We start from the raw sequence: 18,316 nt of genomic DNA, 5'->3' as shown, positions 1-18,316 counted from the left end.
ATGAGGGTGTTGGCATTTATCGGAAGTCGTGCCGACCTGTTTCCTCTCGGCCCAGTACTCGAACGACTTGCAAATGGCTCATTGGTGGAACTCCACATCGTTTCGGCCGTAGGTTTCGAAGATGGTGACGCCGAAATCCAGCTTTGTGAAGCCGGCCTTCGGCCAGGCTCCTTCGTGCACCATTCAACAGGACTTCACCTTGGCCAAGCATCGCCTCAGAGCCAAACTAGACTTGGGCCAAAGCTCTCCGCTAAAATCGCCGACCTTATACAGACAGTAAAACCGGAGGCACTTGTTGTCCTCGGGGACCGCTGGGAGCTTCTTTACGTAGTCCCACCAGCAGTGCTCCACGGACTTCGTGTAATACACCTGCATGGTGGCGAGGTTACAGAAGGCGCCATGGACGAACGAGTCCGGCACGCGGTTACCAAATTGGCAGATCAACATTGCGTTAGCACAGAAGGAGCCGCTCGCCGCGTATCGCAACTTGGTGAACCGCCCCACCGTATCCACCAAACCGGCGCGCCGGGCCTAGACCGGTTGGCGAAACCTCTGCCCCTTTCCGCACAGGAATTTTCGTCCGCGTTCGATCGATCGTTGATCCGTCCGCTGCTTCTTGTCACTTACCACCCAGAAACTGCAGGCGAGGCCGGCGCGTTTGGGAGTGCAGCGCGTCTGGTCTACGAAGAGTCCGTGGCAGCCGCCGGGACGGCAATCCTGACATATCCGGGATACGACGCCGGTCGTGACGAAATTGTCCAAGCCCTCATGGAAATAGATACAGGTCCCGAGTCAGGAGTCATCGTCACCGAGAGCCTAGGCGCTCTCTATCCTCGTGTATTGGCCACAGTTGATGCTGTCGTTGGTAACTCTTCCTCTGGAATTATCGAAGCGGCTAGTTTTGCAGTACCGGTTGTAAACGTTGGCGATCGACAAAAGGGGCGTGAACACGGAGTGAACGTAATTCACTCCACTCATGATTCACTCCGCATTCGATCTAGTATTGAAATGGCCTTGAGCCCTGAATTTAAGAGAACCTGCTCCCGTATCGTTAATCCGTACGGAGATTCGCTGGCAGCGGAGCGAATAGAGGCAGTTATCGCTTCCAGCGGGGCGGCTTCACTAGCTAAATCCTTCATTGACATCAGCGTGGGAGAACCCAATCATGAATAACCTTGGATCTTTGGAAAACGTCTGCATCAGTCCGGACGCTACGGTAAGACAAGCGCTTCAGACAATAGACCGCGGAGCATCCGCCATAGCACTGGTCACCGACGAGTTTGGACAACTCCGGGGAGTTGTCACAGATGGAGATGTCCGCCGAGGTCTGCTCGGCGGAATCCAACTTGACGGCCGAATTCAGGAGCTAACGACTACAACGCCTCACGTAGTGACTCCCGAAGCGACGAGAGCATCGGTACTCGATCTGATGCGCAGCTTGCGCATCACTGAGATCCCTGTGGTGGATGATTCTGGCCGCTTGATTGGATTGCACACGCTTACTGACATAGTTGGGAGGCAGCCGTTGAACAACGTTGCCCTCATCATGGCCGGCGGCCGCGGCACACGGCTCGGCCAACTGACTAAGGACACACCTAAACCACTGATGACGGTGGCGGACCGCACGATCATCGAGTGGATCATCCTCGGACTTGTAGACTCCGGCCTGACCAACATCTATGTTTCCGTGGCTTACCTCGCCGACAAGATCATGGACCATCTTGGCGACGGGTCCTCTCTTGGCTGCACCATCAGGTACCTCCACGAAGACCCCGCAAAACCTCTCAATACCGCCGGGGCACTAGGTATTCTGAATCACAAGGTACCAGGGATCTCCGATCCTGTGATCGTCACGAACGCAGACCTGATGGTGCGCTACTCGGCCGCCGACTTGCTCGCCTTTCATGGGTCGAAAAACGCCAGTGTCACCGTCGCCGCGAGACCCTATACACACCAAGTGCCGTTCGGCGTTCTGGATGTCAGTGAGAGTGGGGTCATTTCCGGAGTCACAGAGAAGCCCAGCGTCGAGTTTGAAATTAGCACGGGCATCTATGCCGTATCACCTGACGCATTGGCGATGGTCCCGTACATGGAACCCTTCTCGATGCCGGACCTGGTTCAGGCCTGCATAGACCAATCCAAGACTGTGGCGGCATGGCCGATTGAATCCGACTGGATCGACGTCGGAACCCCCAAAGACCTAGCAACAGCGAAAGGCCAGTGATCTCCTTGATCCACCAGAACCTTCAGGGCAAGACCGTGGTTGTCACGGGTGCCGACGGCTTCATCGGCAGTCACCTTACACAGCGGCTGATCGCAGAAGGCGCCAACGTCCGCGCCCTCTGCGTCTACAATTCCAACGGCTCCTACGGCTGGCTCGATGACCTTAGTCCCACAGAACGGGATTCGGTGGACCTCCAGCTGGGCGACATCCGCGACTCCGAGTTCGTCTCGGATCTGGTTGCCGGCTCCGATGTTGTGCTGCACCTCGCGGCCCTTATCGCCATCCCGTATTCCTACCAGGCGCCGCGCTCCTACGTGGAGACAAACGTCATCGGTACCTTGAACGTCCTGGAAGCGGTCCGACGCCACGACGTTCCGCGCCTGGTCAACACCTCGACGTCCGAGGTCTACGGCACGCCAAAAACCGTTCCGATCACCGTGGAGAACGAACTGCGCGGCCAGTCGCCCTACAGCGCCACGAAAATCGCAGCAGACAAACTGTGCGAGGCGTGGGCCAGCTCGTTCCAGACGCCGGTCGTTGTTCTACGCCCGTTCAACACCTACGGGCCACGTCAGTCAGCTCGAGCGGTCATTCCCACCGTCCTGCAGCAGATGGTCGCGGGGGCGGAGGCGATCCATTTGGGCTCGCTGACACCTCGCCGCGACTTCACCTTCGTCACCGACACGGCCGACGGCTTCGTTAAGGCCGCGACCGCTGACATCGCGTTGGAGGGACAGGTCATCCAGCTCGGCACCGGGCACGACGTCAGCATCGGCGAGCTTGTCGAAATGTCGCGGAAAGTAACCGGATCAACGGCGGAAATCATCACCCAGGAAGAACGTGTCCGGCCCGAGTCGAGCGAAGTCATGCATCTGCTCTCCGATCCTTCCCAGGCCCTAACCGACATCGGCTGGGCTCCGCAGGTCAGCCTCGAAGAGGGTCTGAAGGCCTCGGCGGAATGGATCAGGAAACGCGGCGTCGATTTATCAGCCGCCGCCCTATACTCCCGCTAGCCAACTGTTTTGAGAGAGGCCACTGTGGCAAGCCGAATTCCCCTAGCCGTACCCAACATCGGAGCCCGTGAGGCCGAACTCGTCAACGAGGCCGTAGCCAGCGGGTATGTCTCCTCCGTGGGGCAGTTCGTTTCCGAGTTCGAACAAAAATTCGCTGACTACGTCGGCGCCAAGTATGCGGTGGCCTGTGCGTCCGGCACTGCGGCGCTGCACATCGCGATGCGCCTGGCGGATGTCCAACCTGGTGACCTCGTGGCCGTTTCCGATTTCACGTTCATGGCAAGCTCGAATGCGGCCTCCTATCAGTTCGCCGAACTTCTGCTAGTGGACTCACTTCCGGAATCTTGGTGCATGGACGTGGCGGCCCTCCGTACCGAGATTGAGCGGCGGGCCGCAACAGGGGAGAGGCTGCCCAAGGCCATCGAGATTGTCCACATCCTTGGGCAGCCCGCCGACGCCCTGGCGGCCAAGGAACTGGCCGATGAGTATGGAATATTCCTCATCGAGGACGCCGCGGAGGCACTCGGCGCCGTTTGGACAGACGGACCACTCGATGGGCGACATGTAGGCACTATTGGCCATATGGGCGCCTTCTCCTTTAATGGCAACAAGATCATGACGACCGGCGGCGGCGGCATGTTTACGACGAATGACACCAACCTTGCCGCCCAGGCAAAACACCTTTCCACCCAGGCAAGGCTTACCGACCGCGGATACCTCCACGATCAAATCGGGTTCAACTACCGACTCACGAATATCGCTGCCGCCCTTGGAGTTGCTCAGTTGGAGCGCCTTGACTCCTTCATCGCAAGGAAGCGTGACATCGCAGAACGCTACGCCGCTGCTTTTGCAGGCACAGAGATCCAGACACCGCCAAAACTCCACGGGCAAGAGTCTACGTACTGGTTGTACTCAGTGCTCGTACCAAAATCCCGAGGTACTCGCGCGCGGGACGAACTTCAGGACTTCCTCGCTGAGGCAGGCATTGAGTCTCGTTCCCTGTGGCGACCGCTGCATATGCAACCACCGTTAGTCGGAGAAGCAACGCTGGGCGGTGCTGTCGGCGAGGATCTCTTCTCTCGAGGACTGTCACTGCCGTGCTCTACGGATCTCGGCGAAGCCGAACAAGACCGCGTCATAGGCCGCGTTCTTGATTGGCTTCGGCTGGAATCGGTCGACGTCTAATGTCGACGTCCTGAGTCGACAGAGACCTGCGCAGGGACAGTTCTCACGACAAGAACAATGCGCTGTCATCAATCCGAGTTTTGAATGCGCTCCAAAGTCAACACGATAGGCTAACTCCAAGGGCCCGGACAGTACTAAAGCTCGTCCTCATGTCACCCCCAACTTCAACTTCAGGGAGATCCCGCTTTGGATTTACGCGCGTACAGTAAGACACTTCGCCAAAACTGGGTGCTGCTAGTGTCCCTGACTCTAGTTGGGCTTCTGGCAAGCGGTGTCGTGTCCGTTCTGATGAAGCCGACTTACACTGCCAACGCCGAGTTGTTCGTCGCGATCCAGAATTCAGGGAGCGTGCAGGAACTCCAGCAGGGCAACACATTCAGTCAAGCGCGCGTCCAATCCTATATTCGAACTGTTGAAACGCCCGTTGTGTTGCAGCCAGTTGTCGACTCGCTGGGCCTCGAAGTGTCATCTCAGCAACTGTCCGAAAGAGTCACAGCATCCGCAGATCTCAACACTGTATTGATCAGTATCACAGTGGTGGACGACTCGCCCGCGCGGGCCGCTGCGATAGCTCAAGGAGTCGCCACGAGTCTAATATCCGCTGTGGATCGACTTGAAAGTCCCAAGTCCGGGGGAACGTCTCCTGTCTCACTCTCCATAATTCGCCCGGCAGAAGTCCCAGTATCTGCGACTGGACCCAATGTTCGCCTGAACCTTATTCTCGGGACTCTCGTTGGTCTCGGCCTGGGCTTCGGATCAGTAATGCTTCGGACGACTCTCGACAACAGAATCCGGGGAGAGGCTGACATGCGAAAGGTGACGGACGCCCCACTCCTCGGCGCCATCTCTTTCGACGAATCAGCGTCCAGGTCCCCGCTCATGACCCAGACAACGCAGCAGAGTCCAAGGGCCGAGTCCTTCCGTCAGCTTCGGACAAACCTACAATTTTCTAATGTCAACGGCGGGTCGCGCGCCGTAGTAGTTACTTCATCTCTGCCCGGCGAAGGAAAAAGCACGACTGCCGCAAATCTTGCAGTCGCCATGGCCCAATCTGGGGCATCGGTTTGCCTGGTGGACGCAGACCTTCGGAGACCGATGATTGGCGAGTACCTCGGGCTTGAAGGCGAAGTCGGTCTAACGACCGTTCTCATTGGCTCCGCGGAGCTCGATGACGTCATTCAACCCTGGGGTGAAGATAATCTGTTCGTCGTCACTTCTGGACGCATTCCTCCCAATCCAAGCGAACTTTTAGGTTCCACCGCTATGCGTGAGCTTGTTCAAAGGCTTGAGCAGTCCTTTGATACGGTAATAATCGATGCGCCACCGCTATTACCGGTGACCGATGCAGCCGTGTTAAGCAGCTATGTTTCTGGTGTGGTGGTTGTAGTTGGTTGCAAGAGCGTGCGGCAGAACGAATTAGAAAAGGCACTAACCGCATTACGCTTGGTCGGCGCCCGGACTTTGGGCGTAGTACTGAATCTACTGCCCAGCAAGGGAACAGACGCTTACGCGTATGGCTATTACAGCTCGTCACCCGAAGGTGCTGACCGAGAGCATGATCAAATACGTCCGTCTTCATTGGAATTCCCGAAATCGTCTGAAGACATCAAAACTCCAACTTCACCACCAAGTTCAACGGAAGAACTTCTCGATGAGGTGGAGCTGGAGTCTCTGCCGCGGCGCTTAAGAAATGCGCGCACCAATCTCAACTGACCTGCGTCGGTGTTATTAGTGCCTCGTTCCGCTCTGAGCCGGGCACAGTTATTGTGAACTAATCCAAAAATACCAACGCATCGTCTTGATGCTCTGAATTGTTTCTTTAGATGGGGGGCCACTTGATTCGGGATGCTGACTGGCAGGTTCGAACTTCCCGATTAATTGGGGTGGTCGACGCATTTGTCGTTACCTGGGCGGTCATAGGAGCCTTCGTTGTCAGGTTCGGGTTCGAACCCAGGACGGCAAGTGGTGAGGAATCACCGTATCTTCTATTGTCCGTATTTTTGGCCGTTGTCTGGTGGTGCATGCTCGGCGCGTGGAACTCCAGACAGAGTCGCATCCTTGGGGCAGGCCCTGACGAATACAAGCGAGTTGTGGCTGCATCTCTGTGGCTCTTCGGACTTGTGGCCATTGTTTCGTATGTGCTCCGGGTTGATACTGCACGGGGCTACGTTGGCATTGCCCTTCCCGCGGGAGTCCTTGGCTTGGTTCTTGGACGGTGGCTCCTCAGGCAACATCTAAGCGTTCGCCGTGCAAGCGGCCGCAGTATGTCCAAGTTGATGCTGGTCGGCGGACCCAGCGCTGTTGCCCACCTCGCGTCTTCGTTGATACGTGAGAAGCATGCAGGCTACCTGCCCGTCGCCGCCTACGTTCCAGGGGTGCACCCTGGTCTCTCAACCGAGCCAGAATCAGGGCTTCCGGTACTAGGCCATGACCACAGCACAGCGTCGATTTTGGCCGCCATCGACCAGTGTGGAGCCGATGCGGTTGCAATCTCGGCTGGAGTTCAACTCCACCCTCAGACCATCCGGCACCTGGGGTGGGAACTCGCGGCTCGCAACGTGGGATTGATAATGGCCCCAGCACTGACAGACATTGCCGGGCCGCGAATTCACACGCAACAGGTAGCCGGTCTCCCGCTTATACATGTGACTACGCCGACGCTGGAGGGCGGCCAACGCGTCGCCAAGCGGCTTTTCGACGTTTGTACTGCGGGGTTTTTGATTGTTGCTACGCTCCCGATCATGATTGTGCTGGCCGTCTTGGTTAAGACCGGCAGTAAAGGTCCTGTCCTGTTTAGTCAGGAACGCGTCGGGATGGAAGGGCAGCACTTTCGAATGCTCAAATTCCGCTCAATGGTCGTCGATGCTGAAGATAGACTTGCTGAATTGGCCGATAGAAATCAGGGAAACGGTGTGCTCTTCAAGATCAAGGCCGATCCAAGGGTCACCATAGTAGGTAAATTCCTCAGAAAATATAGTCTCGACGAACTGCCGCAGCTTTTCAATATATTAGTGGGGTCAATGAGCCTAGTCGGACCGCGACCACCTCTGCCAAAAGAAGTCGCCGTGTATGAACACGACGTACGCCGGCGCCTTCTAGTGAAGCCCGGATTGACCGGACTTTGGCAGGTTAGCGGGCGGTCGAACCTTTCATGGCAGGATTCTGTGCGCCTGGACCTTTATTACGTAGAGAACTGGTCGTTGGCAGGCGATCTTGTCATCATGTTGCGCACTATTCGCGCCGTATTCCGGAGCACAGGCGCCTACTAATGGATGGCTCATCTCGTTATGAAAGGAACACCGGCACCTATGGCGCGTAACAACGAGGTTCGTCCCCACTTCGACCCTAAGTCGACTTCGTCCCAACGAAAGTGGAGCATTCGCAGGAGAATTGTGGTCAGCACCCTGTCGTTGGCAGGCATTTTGATTGCGGCCGGAGGCTGTGCCGCTTGGCTAGGACAGAAGGCCAACACCCTGAATGCCGAACTCACTGCGGCTAGCCAACTGCTACCAATGCTCAAAGATCAGATCATTCGAAGCGACGCGGCACCCGCGGTGGATACGCTCGAGTCACTCATAGCTCACACATCCAAGGCACGGGAAGCCAGCAACGATCCGCTGTGGATTGCCGCCGGCGAACTTCCATGGATAGGAGCAAACTTCTCTGCCACACGCACGGTTGCCACCACTGCGAATGACGTGGCAAATCTCGGCCTAAGACCGCTTGTCAACGTATCCGGCTCTCTTCAATGGGAAACTCTGCTTCCGAATAGCGCCGGCAGTAATTTGGACTCCCTGGAAGCCGCGTCCCCAAGCATTTCATCCGCAGCCCATGCAGTCCGCCTATCGGCTGACAGACTTAATCAGCTCGATGCAAGTGCATTGTTGCCTCAAGTTGCCGACCCGCTGACTCGAGCACAGACCAAATTAAACGAGATGTCTGGTGCCTTAGACGCAGCAGCCAACGCCTCGAACCTTGCGCCCGGAATGCTCGGCTCGCAAGCGCCGCGCAATTACCTCCTCATCATCCAAAACAATGCCGAGGCTCGAGCCTCTGGCGGCATTCCTGGGGCTCTTGCCGTTCTCAGCCTGGACAAGGGCAAACTGACCTTGGGCTCTCAGAGCAGCGCCGGAGCGGTAGGCGTAATGTCGCCCATCGTGCCGTCGGACCCCGAGCAACAACAGATCTATTCCGGGCGCATGGGAAAGTTCATGCAGGATGTGAACCTAACGCCGGACTTTCCAACGGCGGCCAGAACCGCGCAAGCCATGTGGGAGCGGAAGACCGGACAGCGTGTTGATGGCGTTATCTCCATTGACCCAGTGGCCTTGAGCTACATCCTGGATGCCACCGGCCCTGTCAGGATCACGGACCCTGAGCTCGTGGCACTCGCCAGCGCGGGCTTGCCGACTGAGCTGACCGGTAAGAACGTCGTCCAAACCGTACTCTCTGATGTCTATGCAGAAATCGAGCAGCCCCGCCTCCAAGATGCCTACTTCGCCGGCGTCGCTCAAGAGATCTTCGCAGCATTGTCCGACGGTAAGGGAGATGCGAAGGGCCTCATTGAAGGGCTTACACGCGGCACCGACGAGGGTCGTGTTCTTGTCTGGTCGGGACTGCCCACGGAACAGTCCGTCATAGCCAACTACGCCTTGAGTGGATCCATTACGGGACCCAGCATCGCCCCCGCCCAGTTTGGTGTTTACTTCAACGACGGCACTGGAGCGAAGATGGACTACCACGTCAAGCGGACCGTCCAGCTAATAAAGGAATGTCCCAAGGACGGCTACGAGCAAACTACCGTCCGCGTCACGAGCACCAACAACGCCCCGGCCGATGCAGCCACTTCATTACCGGCCTACGTAACGGGAGGCGGCAACTACGGCGTACCCGCAGGTTCCGTCCAAACAAACATTGTGGCTTACGGGCCCGTCCAAGCCAACGCAGAGACTGCCAAGTTGGACGGAAAGAAAACAGACTTCGCTCCATTCGTCCACAGCAACAGGCCGGTGGGCGTTCTGTCCATAAGGCTCGCTCCAGGCGAAAGCCGCACCGTGGAGTTCACATTCGGGAAAATCGTGCAACACACGGAACCTAACGTGGTTGTCACGCCCACCGTCCAAGCCGTCAAAGATGTGATCCTGCCCACAGAAATTCCCTCATGTGGGCAGTAGTTATAGACAGTGCGTTAACACTATGTAAACCGACTGGATTGAGATTGCTGGCTGCTCGATGCGAGTGGTAATGTCTCTGTGGGATATATATCCGGGATTTCTGCACAGGTCTCGTGCGGAGAGGAACCTCCTCAATTCGGGTACAACAAAACTTAACGTCTCCGGGGGGACAACAATGAAAAAAACACTCGCAGCACTCGCACTTGCAGGATCTCTCGCACTGGTCGGCACCGCGCCGGCCATCGCCGCCAACTACCCGCCCATCCCGCCGCAGGCCGCCGTGTCTGACGGCACCGTTGGTCCGGGCGAACAGTTCATTTTCCGCGGCCGTGGCCCCTTTGCTGGGGAATCCCTCACCATCACCGTGACTCCGGGCAACCCGCCCGCATCCCAGGGCAGGTCAGTTGCCGTAAAGATCCCCGTTTTCCAGGCCCAGACCTTCGGCGCTCAGGCGGACGCTCAGGGCAACTTCTCGATTCCGATTACAATCACCGAAGCCGGCACTTACTTCGTTACCGCTAAGGGCAACGTTTCGGGTAACACGGTTGGCCCCGTCACGGTTGTTGTGGACCCCAGCTTCGCCAGCAACGGCGCCCCGCTCTCCAACACGGGTGGCGGCGCTGCACTCGCGAACACCGGAGCTGGCCTTGCCAACACCGGTGCTGACTCGGGTCTCATCCTCTGGACTCTGGTGGGCGCAGGCGCACTGGCCGCCGGCGCAGCCTCCGTGGTTGTTGTACGCCGCCGCGCCAAGAACGAGGTTGCTGCCTAACCGCTGCGCCTTCCAAGCACCAAAGAGGGTGGGTGGTTCTCCGGGAAACCGGAGAACTACCCACCCTCTGCATTTAACGTTTCGACAGGCCCAACCACCGGCCTGTGGTATTTATTAGAGCTATGGGGAGACATTGGCGCAGAACACCGTGGCAGTTCGACTTCTCCGTCCCGCTCCCCCGCCCGCAGGCGCTCCCATACATGCTCCTAGGAGTGCTGGCCATAGCCGCGCTGGGAACGGCCGTTCTGGCCCTGCTGAGAACCGCCTGAGTGCCCCTTGAAACGCCCAGGCAACCCGAAGATCTGGCGCACTGTCCTAGTGGCCCTGCTCGTGCCGCTGGCACTGATCGCCTTCTGGCCCAGCCCTGTCGATCAACCCGTGAAGGGTCAGCTGGCTGACGTCCTGAAATTCCTCCACACCCACGGAATTCCCGGATGGTTCAATTACCAATTCGTCGAAGCATCCGGCAATGTAGCGCTCTTCGTTCCACTCGGCACGGTGGCCGCCCTGGCGTATCCGAAAAAACACCCCTGGCAGATCGGAATTTTCGGGTTGATAGTCTCGGGCTGCATCGAACTGGGCCAGCTGCTGTTTCTTCACAATCGGTTCGCGAGCCCGCTGGATCTTGTCACAAACACAGGAGGGGCTGTCATTGGCGCTCTCCTGGCCACTGCGGCCCTTAGACACCTACGGGCCCGCCGCTGGTCAGCGGCGGGCCCGTAGAGCGTTACGGAAGCATCAGGCGTTAGCCGACGAAGGCCTTCAGCCAAGTCTTCAAGTCCTCGCCGAACTCCACGCGCTCGGAAGCCAGTGTAATGACAGCCTTCAGGTAGCTCAGCTTGTCCCCGGTATCGTAGCGGCGGCCCTTGAAGACAACGCCGTACACGCCCGAGCCTTCACCCTCGCCGGCCGCCATAGTCTGGAGCGCGTCGGTCAGCTGGATCTCTCCGCCGCGACCTGGCTCCGTGTTCTCCAGGACGCCGAACACCGACGGGTGCAGCACGTACCGGCCGATGACGGCTAGGTTGGACGGCGCTTCGCCGACCGCCGGCTTCTCCACCAAGCTGTTGACGCGAACAAAGTCCTCGCCCTCGATGGCGGTGATGTCTGCGCAGCCATACGCGCTGATCTCCGATGGGTCCACCTCGATCAGCGCGATGACCGAACCCCCGGTCTTCAACTGCACGTCCATCATGGTGGCGAGCAGGGTCTCGGCCTCGTCGATGAGGTCGTCACCCAGCAGCACTGCGAAGGGCTCGTCGCCTACATGCTGCCTCGCGCAAAGGACAGCATGGCCCAACCCCTTGGCTTCGCCTTGGCGGACGTAGTGGATAGGACCAAGATCAGAGGCCTCGTTGACCAGGTCCAGGCGGCTCTGATCGCCCTTCAGCTCCAGCGCGCGCTCCAAGCCGGGTTCACGGTCGAAGTGGTCCTCAAGGGCGCGCTTGCTGCGCCCCGTGATCATCAAAATGTCGTCGAGGCCGGCTTTGACGGCTTCCTCCACGACGTACTGGATAGCCGGGCGGTCAACCACCGGTAGCATTTCCTTCGGCATCGCCTTGGTAGCGGGCAAGAAACGAGTCCCCAGGCCGGCAGCAGGAATGACGGCTTTTGTAATAGATTTCCCCATAGTCATAGGTGAACCTTACAAATCGTTGGCAAAAAAGTGCAATTGGTTTCGACGGTTTCGTCAGGTTCAACCACCGGCGCCGGTGAACCTGGGCTCGCGCTTCTCTTGGAAAGCCCGGAAACCTTCAGCGTAGTCCGCCGTCTTACAGAGGCGGGCCTGCTCGGCGTTCTCCTCGGCCATGGCGTCCCACAAGCCAAGCCGCTGGTCACGGATATGCGCTACCAGCTCTTTGCTCGCCGTGAACGCGCCCGTGGCCCCGGCGGCAACCTTCGACACAATTTCCCTGGTGTTGTCCAACAGTTCATCCGCCGACATGGCCCGGCTGAACATCCCCTGCGCCACAGCCTCCGTCCCGGACATGAGCTCGGCGGTGTAGATCAGGTCCAGCGTCCGGTGCATGCCCAGCCGCTCGGTGAAGTACCAGTGCCCGCCCGAATCCAGCGTCGCCCCCAGCTTGGCAAACGGCGAGCCGAACTTCGCATTCTCCGCCACGTACACCACATCCGTGGCCAGCAGCAGGCCCAGCCCCACGCCCAGGCACGCGCCTTGCGCCGCGGCAAACGTGGGCGCCGGGAACTCGCTCATCTTCGTCAGCAGCGGCTGCACCAACCCACCTAGGTATGCTTCGGCGTCGTCCGTCTCCGGCGTCACGCCGGAAATGTCCCGGCCCGCGCAGAAGGCGCGGCCCTCTCCCCTGAGCAGCAGCGCCCGCACTTCACCGCGCGAGGCGGCGGCAGCGGCGTCGTCGTACGCCTGTGTTAAATCAGCGAGCGCCCGCTCGTCGAGCGAGTTCAGCTTGTAGGGCGCGTCCAGGACCACTTCGGCGACGTTGTTGGCGATGGAGAGGGAGATCATGGGGTCCTTACACGTCGAAGTCGACTGTTACTTCTTTGCTTGTGGGGTGGCTCTGGCAGGTCAGGACGTACCCCTTGTCCAGTTCATCCTGCTCCAGCGCGTAGTTTTCGTCCATGGTCACGGTGCCGGTGACCAGTTTGGCGCGGCACGTGCCGCACACTCCCCCGGCGCACGCGAACGGCACATCCGCCCGGACCCGCAGCGCCGCGTTCAGGATCGACTCGCGGGCGTGTGTGGGGCTGGCCACCTCGCCCTGCAGGCCGTCCAGCTTGAACGTGATCCTGTATGTCTCCTTGGATTCGTCCACCACCACGGGACGGCCGGCGTGGCCCTCGGGGCGGTCCGGCTTGCCCGACGTGAACAGCTCGAACCGCACGTGCTCCGGCTTCACGCCGCGCTCGGCCAGGGTGTCCCGGCACAGCTGCACCAGCTCGAACGGCCCGCACAGGAACCACTCGTCCACATCGTCGGCGTGGATGGCGGTGCCCAGCAGCTGCTGGAGCTTTTCGGCGTCGATCCGTCCACTGAGCAGCGGCGCGATCCGCTGCTCGCGGGACAGCACGTGGTGGATGGCCAGCCGCTGCGGGTACTTGTCCTTCAGGTCCGCGAGCTCCTCCAGGAACATCACGTCCATGGCGGCCTTGTTGGCGTAGATCAGGTCAAAGCGCGTCTCCGGGTTGGCCGCCAGCAGCGTGCGGGCGATGGCGATCACCGGGGTGATGCCGCTCCCCGCCGCGATGGCCACAAAGGTGCCCGCCCCCTGGGAAGCCGCCTCCCCCGCCAGCTCCTCCGGATGGTTCATGGAGTTCATGACGTTCTGCTCCACGGCCTTGCCGTCCCGGCCGTGCTTGGACACAAACGCGCCCATGGGGCTCATGACGTCCAGGGTGTCCCCCGCCTTCAGCTCCGCGTTGGCCCACGTGGAGAACAGCCCGCCCAGGTCCTGCTTCACGGCCACCCGGATCTCGCTGCTGCCGTCCGGGAAGCTGCGCGGCTCGGCGCAGATGGAGTAGCTGCGGCGCACCTCATGCGGCTCGCCGTTCTCATCCTGCAGCGTGGTGCGCAGGGCCACGTACTGGCCGGGCAGGTAGTCGAACTGGCCGGCGAGCTCTAGGGGGACACCGAACGTGACCTCGATGGCATCCTCGGTCAGCCGGCGCACCTCCGACACGGTGAGGGTATGGAAGGACGGACGACGGCGGCCGCTGGCTAGCGCCGATTCAGCGGCGGTCTGGCGCACAACAGGCATGGGGCTTCCTTACAGGACTTTGAAGTAGTCGAACGGTTCCAGGCAGTCCTTGCAGACGTACAGCGCCTTGCAGGAGGTCGAGCCGAACCGGGTGAGTTCCTTGGTGTTCAGGCTGGAGCATTGGGGGCATTTCACGGCCATTTTGAGCCTGATGGGGCTGCTGTGGCCGCCGGCCGCTGCCATGCCCGACGGCGGCGCGATGCCATACTCCCGCAGCTTCGCCTTCCCCGCGTCCGTCATCCAGTCCGTGGTCCAGGCCGGGGCGAGCACCAGGTCCACCTCTGTGGCTTTGTAGCCCTCCTTGGCGAACGCTTTTTTCAGATCGTCACGGATGGCGTCCATGGCCGGGCAGCCCGAGTATGTGGGTGTGATGGTGACTGTTACTTCTTGGTCCCCGGTCACCTGCACGTCGCGGAGGATCCCGAGGTCCTCGATGGTGAGCACGGGGATTTCCGGGTCGCAGACCGTGGCGGCGATGTCCCACGCCTGCTGCTGTTGTGTCCGCTCCTGCGCAGCGGTGGCCACGGCGGTCACCAGCTTGCTCCGGGGTACTCGCGGGCCAGGACCTGCATCTCCGCGAGGAGGTAGCCCAGGTGCTCCGAGTGCCGGCCATGCCGACCGCCGCCGGGGGCAGCCGGCACGTCCGGCACCTCCAGCTCCGCTTCCGCAAGGATCTCCCCCGTCAGCCGGTCAAAGTCGGCGCGCAGGCTGGAAGGCTCGACGGCGGCGCCGGCTTCAGCCAGGCGGGTGGTCAGCTCGTCGTCCTCGAAGAGCTCGGCGACGTAGGGCCACATCTGCTTCAGGCCTTGGATCATCCGTGTCCGGGATTCGTCCGTACCGCCGGCCAGGCGCAGAACCCACTGGGCGCTGTGGTCCCGGTGGTAATCCACTTCCTTCACGGCCTTGGCGGCGATGGCGGCGAGTGTGGCGTCTGTTGATTGAGTGAGGCGGCGATAGAGCTCGAACTGGTAGTAGCTCACGATGAACTGCCGGGCGATGGTGGCCGCGAAGTCGCCGTTGGGCTGCTCAAAGATCGCGGCCGACCGGAACTCGTGCTCGCGCCGGAAGTACGCCAGCTCGTCCTCTGTCTTGTCCCAGGCGCCGCCTGCGTAGGTGAGGAAGCTCCGGGCATGGCCCAGCTGGTCCAGCGCGATGTTGCCCAGGGCGACGTCCTCTTCCAGCTCGGGGCCGCGGGAGATCCAGTGGCCCAGGCGCTGCGCGAGGATCAGGCCGTCGTCTCCGAGTCGCAGCGCGTACTCGGCCACATCGTCGGTGGGCTTGGCCAGGCCAGTGCGGACCTCCAGGGCGATGTCCTCCGGGCGAAGGGCGTTGCCGGGGGTAATACGGGTGGCTGACTCGTTGCCCATAGGTACAGCGTTCATAGGTGCTTCACCCCTTCACTCTTGGTGTAGTACGTGGCGTGCCGGTAGTCCTTGCCCTGCGGGGACTCGAAGAACGCGCCCTTGGAGTCGGGATCGCTGGCGGCGATGGCGTCGGCCGGGACCACCCAGATGGACACGCCTTCGTTCCGGCGGGTGTAGAGGTCGCGGGCATTGCGCAGGGCCATGGCGGCGTCAGGCGCGTGCAGGGAACCGGCGTGGACGTGGGACAGGCCGCGGCTGGACCGGACGAAGACCTCCCAAAGGCCCCAGGCATTGCGGTCGGAGGCGGGGATCGCCACTGGGGCCACGCCGACAGGGGTCCCCGGCCGAGCTTGCGAGGTTGGGGAGTCGGTGGGGATCATGCTGCGTATTCCTTTGTCTTCATTGACTGTTTTGCTGCATACGCCGCGGCTGCCTCGCGGACCCAGGCGCCGTCGTCGTGCGCTTCCCTCCGGCGCTCAACGCGCTGGGCGTTGCAGGGGCCGCGGCCGGCCAGGACTTCCTTGAACTCGTTCCAGTCCAGCGGGCCGTGCTCCCACTTCTTGGTGTCCTCGTTGAAGCGGACCTCGCTGTCCGGGAGGGTGAGGCCCAGCACGCGGACCTGCTCCACCATCATTCCCACGAAGCGGCTGCGGAGTTCGTCGTTGCTGAAGCGCTTGATGTTCCAGGCCATGGACTGGCGGGAGTTGGGCGAATCGTCGTCCGGCGGGCCGAACATCATCAGCGCCGGGGCGTACCAGCGGTTCACGGCGTCCTGGGCCATCTGCTTCTGCTCCGGGGTGCCGTGGGCGAGTTCCAGCAGGATCTCGAAGCCCTGGCGCTGGTGGAACGACTCCTCCTTGCAGACACGCACCATGGCGCGGCCGTAGGGGCCGTAGGAGGCGCGGCACAGCGGCACCTGGTTGCAGATGGCGGCGCCGTCCACCAGCCAGCCGATGGCACCCATGTCCGCCCAGGTCCGGGCCGGGTAGTTGAAGATGCTGGAGTAGCGGGCCTTGCCGGCGATGAGATCCGCCGTCATCTTGTCCCTGCTTTGTCCGAGCGTCTCCGCGGCGGAGTAGAGGTAGAGCCCGTGGCCGGCCTCGTCCTGGACCTTGGCCATAAGGATGGCCTTGCGTTTCAGGCTCGGGGCCCGGGAAATCCAGTTGGCTTCCGGCTGCATCCCGATGATCTCCGAGTGGGCGTGCTGGGAGATCTGGCGCAAGAGGGTCTTGCGGTAGGCGTCCGGCATCCAGTCTTTTGGTTCAATGCGGGAGTCGTCGGCGATCACGCGGTCAAAGTTGGCCTGGCCGTCCGCGTCTTGGCGGTCCTTGGCCTGGCTGTCCGCGTCGCGCTGGGCGTTAGCTTCCATGGTTGCTCCTATGCACCTGCCTGGATTGGTCCGATTTATTTACCGACCGTTCGTTCAGGATATGCGGAGGTGGCGGAGGGCGTCAAGATTTTCGGGATTTCGACAAGCCCAATCACCAGGAGGGACAAGCTCGACCATCGGACGCACAGGCTCAACCACCGGGGCCGGCGCGTGTTATCTACCCCCAACGAGGCACGTTGGAACGGTGCACTCCCAGTCAGAATTACTCCGAAATGCCCCTCTGTTATCGATCTCGCGTCAACGCGTTGGATCGCATTAGGGTCCTGCGGATAAAGGATCTCGTGTCCGACTCGTTCGGCAATCAGGGGTGACCGTCGTTCGGACCACCAATACAAAGATCGTCAAGGAGGCACTAAAACCTGAGTTCGACTTCGAATTCATTCTCAGGGCGGCCGGTGAGCTTTGCGGCTGCGTCCCTGATTACGTCTGGAATCTCTTCGACTCTTCGGGCATGGGCTTCCAGCGCCGGCAACTCGATCACGTGGAGGTCAAGCCAGCCATCGGCCGCTTTCTTGATCTGCGCGGTGAGTTTCACTCGGCTTCCCCCGTCTGCCTCCAGCATCAGGTTACTTCCCGCAGAAGTCGAGGGCACCATTGGTTCAACCCCTTCCGTGAGTTGCCCTCCGGCCAACGTCGCCCGGCCGTGACAACGTTGGCCCGAAATATGACAAGCAAGTGACTAAAAGGGCGGATCCTATTCGCCGTGTGGAAAAAATGCTAGTGAGGTCTTAGCCTGAGGGGAGTCGTTGCGCGACGCCCGCGAATTCAGGGAGGGGCCCTGAGCCGGTATCGGGCAACGGTCCCCCCTCAGGCGGTCTCAACTGAAAAGGTCTCATCATGAAAACTCCTTCTGCGCGGATCCGCACCATCGCCGCCCTCAGCGCCGGCCCCATCGCCGTCCTCATCGCCGGGGGGATGGTCTGGCAGGGTTCCCAGGCCGCGTTCACGGCCACCACACGGAACGCCGGGAACTCCTGGAGCACCGGCAGTGTCTTCCTCACCGACGATGACCTGGGCGCAGCGGCGTTTACCGTGGAAAACATCGTTCCGGGACAAACCGGCACCAAGTGCATCGTTGTCACCTCCAACGCGGACGTTCCCGGACAGGTGCGCCCCTATGGCGAAAGCCTCATCTCCGCCAACGGCCTCGAAAACCGGATCTACCTCAAGCTCGAACAGGGCACCGGCGGGTCCTTCAACGACTGCACCGGCTTCACGGCCGCAGGCACCGCAATCGCTGACCAGACCCTGTCCACTCTTTCAACGACCAACCGTGACTACGCCACCGGCGGGACCGCTTGGTCGACCGCCGGGACGGCCGGGGAGACCCGCAGCTATCGGGCAACCTGGCGTTTCGACACCACGGGCATGACACAGGTGCAGGTCAACGCCCTGCAGGGCGCACGGGTCGGCATCAACCTGGCCTGGGAACTCCAATCAAACTGATGCTGACGCCCTAG

18 protein-coding genes and 1 pseudogene are annotated in these 18,316 nt (G+C 60.7%); 11 read left to right on the top strand and 8 right to left on the bottom strand.

What is annotated here, in order from left to right; genetic code table 11:
- The 10 genes and pseudogenes from neuC to AC50YA_RS16480 all read left to right on the top strand — a co-directional run bounded on the left by neuC (position 1) and on the right by AC50YA_RS16480 (position 11,091).
- Positions 1-1,173 carry a UDP-N-acetylglucosamine 2-epimerase gene (neuC, locus tag AC50YA_RS16525; protein WP_494983317.1) on the top strand — a complete coding sequence of 391 codons (1,173 nt, stop codon included), beginning with the start codon at positions 1-3 and terminating at the stop codon, positions 1,171-1,173.
- A complete protein-coding gene (locus AC50YA_RS16520; protein WP_494983316.1) occupies positions 1,166-2,224 on the top strand; it encodes a sugar phosphate nucleotidyltransferase in 1,059 nt (352 codons plus the stop codon). Before neuC ends, AC50YA_RS16520 begins: the two co-directional genes overlap by 8 nt.
- A complete protein-coding gene (locus tag AC50YA_RS16515; protein ID WP_494983315.1) occupies positions 2,221-3,237 on the top strand; it encodes an SDR family NAD(P)-dependent oxidoreductase in 1,017 nt (338 codons plus the stop codon). The genes AC50YA_RS16520 and AC50YA_RS16515 overlap by 4 nt, the downstream gene beginning before the upstream one ends.
- Positions 3,238-3,261: 24 nt before the next feature.
- Positions 3,262-4,422, top strand: a complete 1,161-nt coding sequence (locus AC50YA_RS16510; protein ID WP_494983314.1) for an aminotransferase class I/II-fold pyridoxal phosphate-dependent enzyme — start codon at positions 3,262-3,264, stop codon at positions 4,420-4,422.
- A 186-nt stretch (positions 4,423-4,608) separates the two neighbouring features.
- Positions 4,609-4,860 (top strand): annotated as a pseudogene (locus tag AC50YA_RS16505) (Wzz/FepE/Etk N-terminal domain-containing protein); the annotation flags it as partial.
- A 441-nt stretch (positions 4,861-5,301) separates the two neighbouring features.
- A complete protein-coding gene (locus tag AC50YA_RS16500; RefSeq protein WP_494983358.1) occupies positions 5,302-6,135 on the top strand; it encodes a CpsD/CapB family tyrosine-protein kinase in 834 nt (277 codons plus the stop codon).
- 110 nt (positions 6,136-6,245) lie between these two features.
- Positions 6,246-7,691 carry a sugar transferase gene (locus AC50YA_RS16495; protein WP_494983313.1) on the top strand — a complete coding sequence of 482 codons (1,446 nt, stop codon included), beginning with the start codon at positions 6,246-6,248 and terminating at the stop codon, positions 7,689-7,691.
- 123 nt (positions 7,692-7,814) lie between these two features.
- On the top strand, positions 7,815-9,596 hold the full coding sequence (locus AC50YA_RS16490; protein ID WP_494983312.1) for a DUF4012 domain-containing protein: 1,782 nt from the start codon (positions 7,815-7,817) through the stop codon (positions 9,594-9,596).
- Between the two features lie 175 nt (positions 9,597-9,771).
- Positions 9,772-10,368: an LPXTG cell wall anchor domain-containing protein gene (locus AC50YA_RS16485; protein WP_494983311.1), complete on the top strand. Its 597-nt coding sequence runs from the start codon at positions 9,772-9,774 to the stop codon at positions 10,366-10,368.
- A gap of 318 nt (positions 10,369-10,686) precedes the next feature.
- Complete coding sequence (locus AC50YA_RS16480; protein ID WP_494983357.1) at positions 10,687-11,091, top strand: VanZ family protein; 405 nt, start codon at positions 10,687-10,689, stop codon at positions 11,089-11,091.
- A 22-nt stretch (positions 11,092-11,113) separates the two neighbouring features.
- Here AC50YA_RS16480 and galU read toward each other — a convergent pair whose 3' ends face one another.
- The 8 genes from galU to AC50YA_RS16440 form a co-directional block, all read right to left on the bottom strand.
- Positions 11,114-12,004 carry a UTP--glucose-1-phosphate uridylyltransferase GalU gene (galU, locus tag AC50YA_RS16475; protein ID WP_494983310.1) on the bottom strand — a complete coding sequence of 297 codons (891 nt, stop codon included), beginning with the start codon at positions 12,002-12,004 and terminating at the stop codon, positions 11,114-11,116.
- A gap of 60 nt (positions 12,005-12,064) precedes the next feature.
- A complete protein-coding gene (locus AC50YA_RS16470) occupies positions 12,065-12,853 on the bottom strand; it encodes an enoyl-CoA hydratase/isomerase family protein (protein WP_494983309.1) in 789 nt (262 codons plus the stop codon).
- A gap of 7 nt (positions 12,854-12,860) precedes the next feature.
- Positions 12,861-14,102 carry a 1,2-phenylacetyl-CoA epoxidase subunit PaaE gene (gene paaE / locus AC50YA_RS16465; protein ID WP_494983308.1) on the bottom strand — a complete coding sequence of 414 codons (1,242 nt, stop codon included), beginning with the start codon at positions 14,100-14,102 and terminating at the stop codon, positions 12,861-12,863.
- A 9-nt stretch (positions 14,103-14,111) separates the two neighbouring features.
- On the bottom strand, positions 14,112-14,636 hold the full coding sequence (gene paaD / locus AC50YA_RS16460) for a 1,2-phenylacetyl-CoA epoxidase subunit PaaD (RefSeq protein ID WP_494983307.1): 525 nt from the start codon (positions 14,634-14,636) through the stop codon (positions 14,112-14,114).
- Positions 14,633-15,484, bottom strand: a complete 852-nt coding sequence (gene paaC, locus AC50YA_RS16455) for a 1,2-phenylacetyl-CoA epoxidase subunit PaaC (RefSeq protein WP_494983306.1) — start codon at positions 15,482-15,484, stop codon at positions 14,633-14,635. Before paaC ends, paaD begins: the two co-directional genes overlap by 4 nt.
- Positions 15,481-15,846 (bottom strand): 1,2-phenylacetyl-CoA epoxidase subunit PaaB, encoded by a 366-nt coding sequence (gene paaB, locus AC50YA_RS16450; RefSeq protein WP_494983305.1) that lies wholly within the window; start codon positions 15,844-15,846, stop codon positions 15,481-15,483. The genes paaC and paaB overlap by 4 nt, the downstream gene beginning before the upstream one ends.
- On the bottom strand, positions 15,843-16,835 hold the full coding sequence (paaA, locus tag AC50YA_RS16445) for a 1,2-phenylacetyl-CoA epoxidase subunit PaaA (protein ID WP_494983304.1): 993 nt from the start codon (positions 16,833-16,835) through the stop codon (positions 15,843-15,845). The genes paaB and paaA overlap by 4 nt, the downstream gene beginning before the upstream one ends.
- A gap of 373 nt (positions 16,836-17,208) precedes the next feature.
- Positions 17,209-17,391, bottom strand: coding sequence for a hypothetical protein (locus AC50YA_RS16440; protein WP_494983303.1), 183 nt, complete (start codon positions 17,389-17,391; stop codon positions 17,209-17,211).
- A gap of 302 nt (positions 17,392-17,693) precedes the next feature.
- Between AC50YA_RS16440 and AC50YA_RS16435 the strand changes: the two genes are divergently transcribed.
- The gene (locus AC50YA_RS16435; protein ID WP_494983302.1) at positions 17,694-18,302 is read left to right on the top strand and encodes a hypothetical protein; all 609 of its coding nucleotides are present in this window, start codon (positions 17,694-17,696) and stop codon (positions 18,300-18,302) included.
- Positions 18,303-18,316 lie beyond the last annotated feature (14 nt).

It is taken from the genome of Pseudarthrobacter sp. RHLT3-21 (assembly GCF_059383495.1).
Note: the sequence above shows the minus strand (reverse complement) of the source record. Positions and strands in the feature narration are given on the sequence as shown.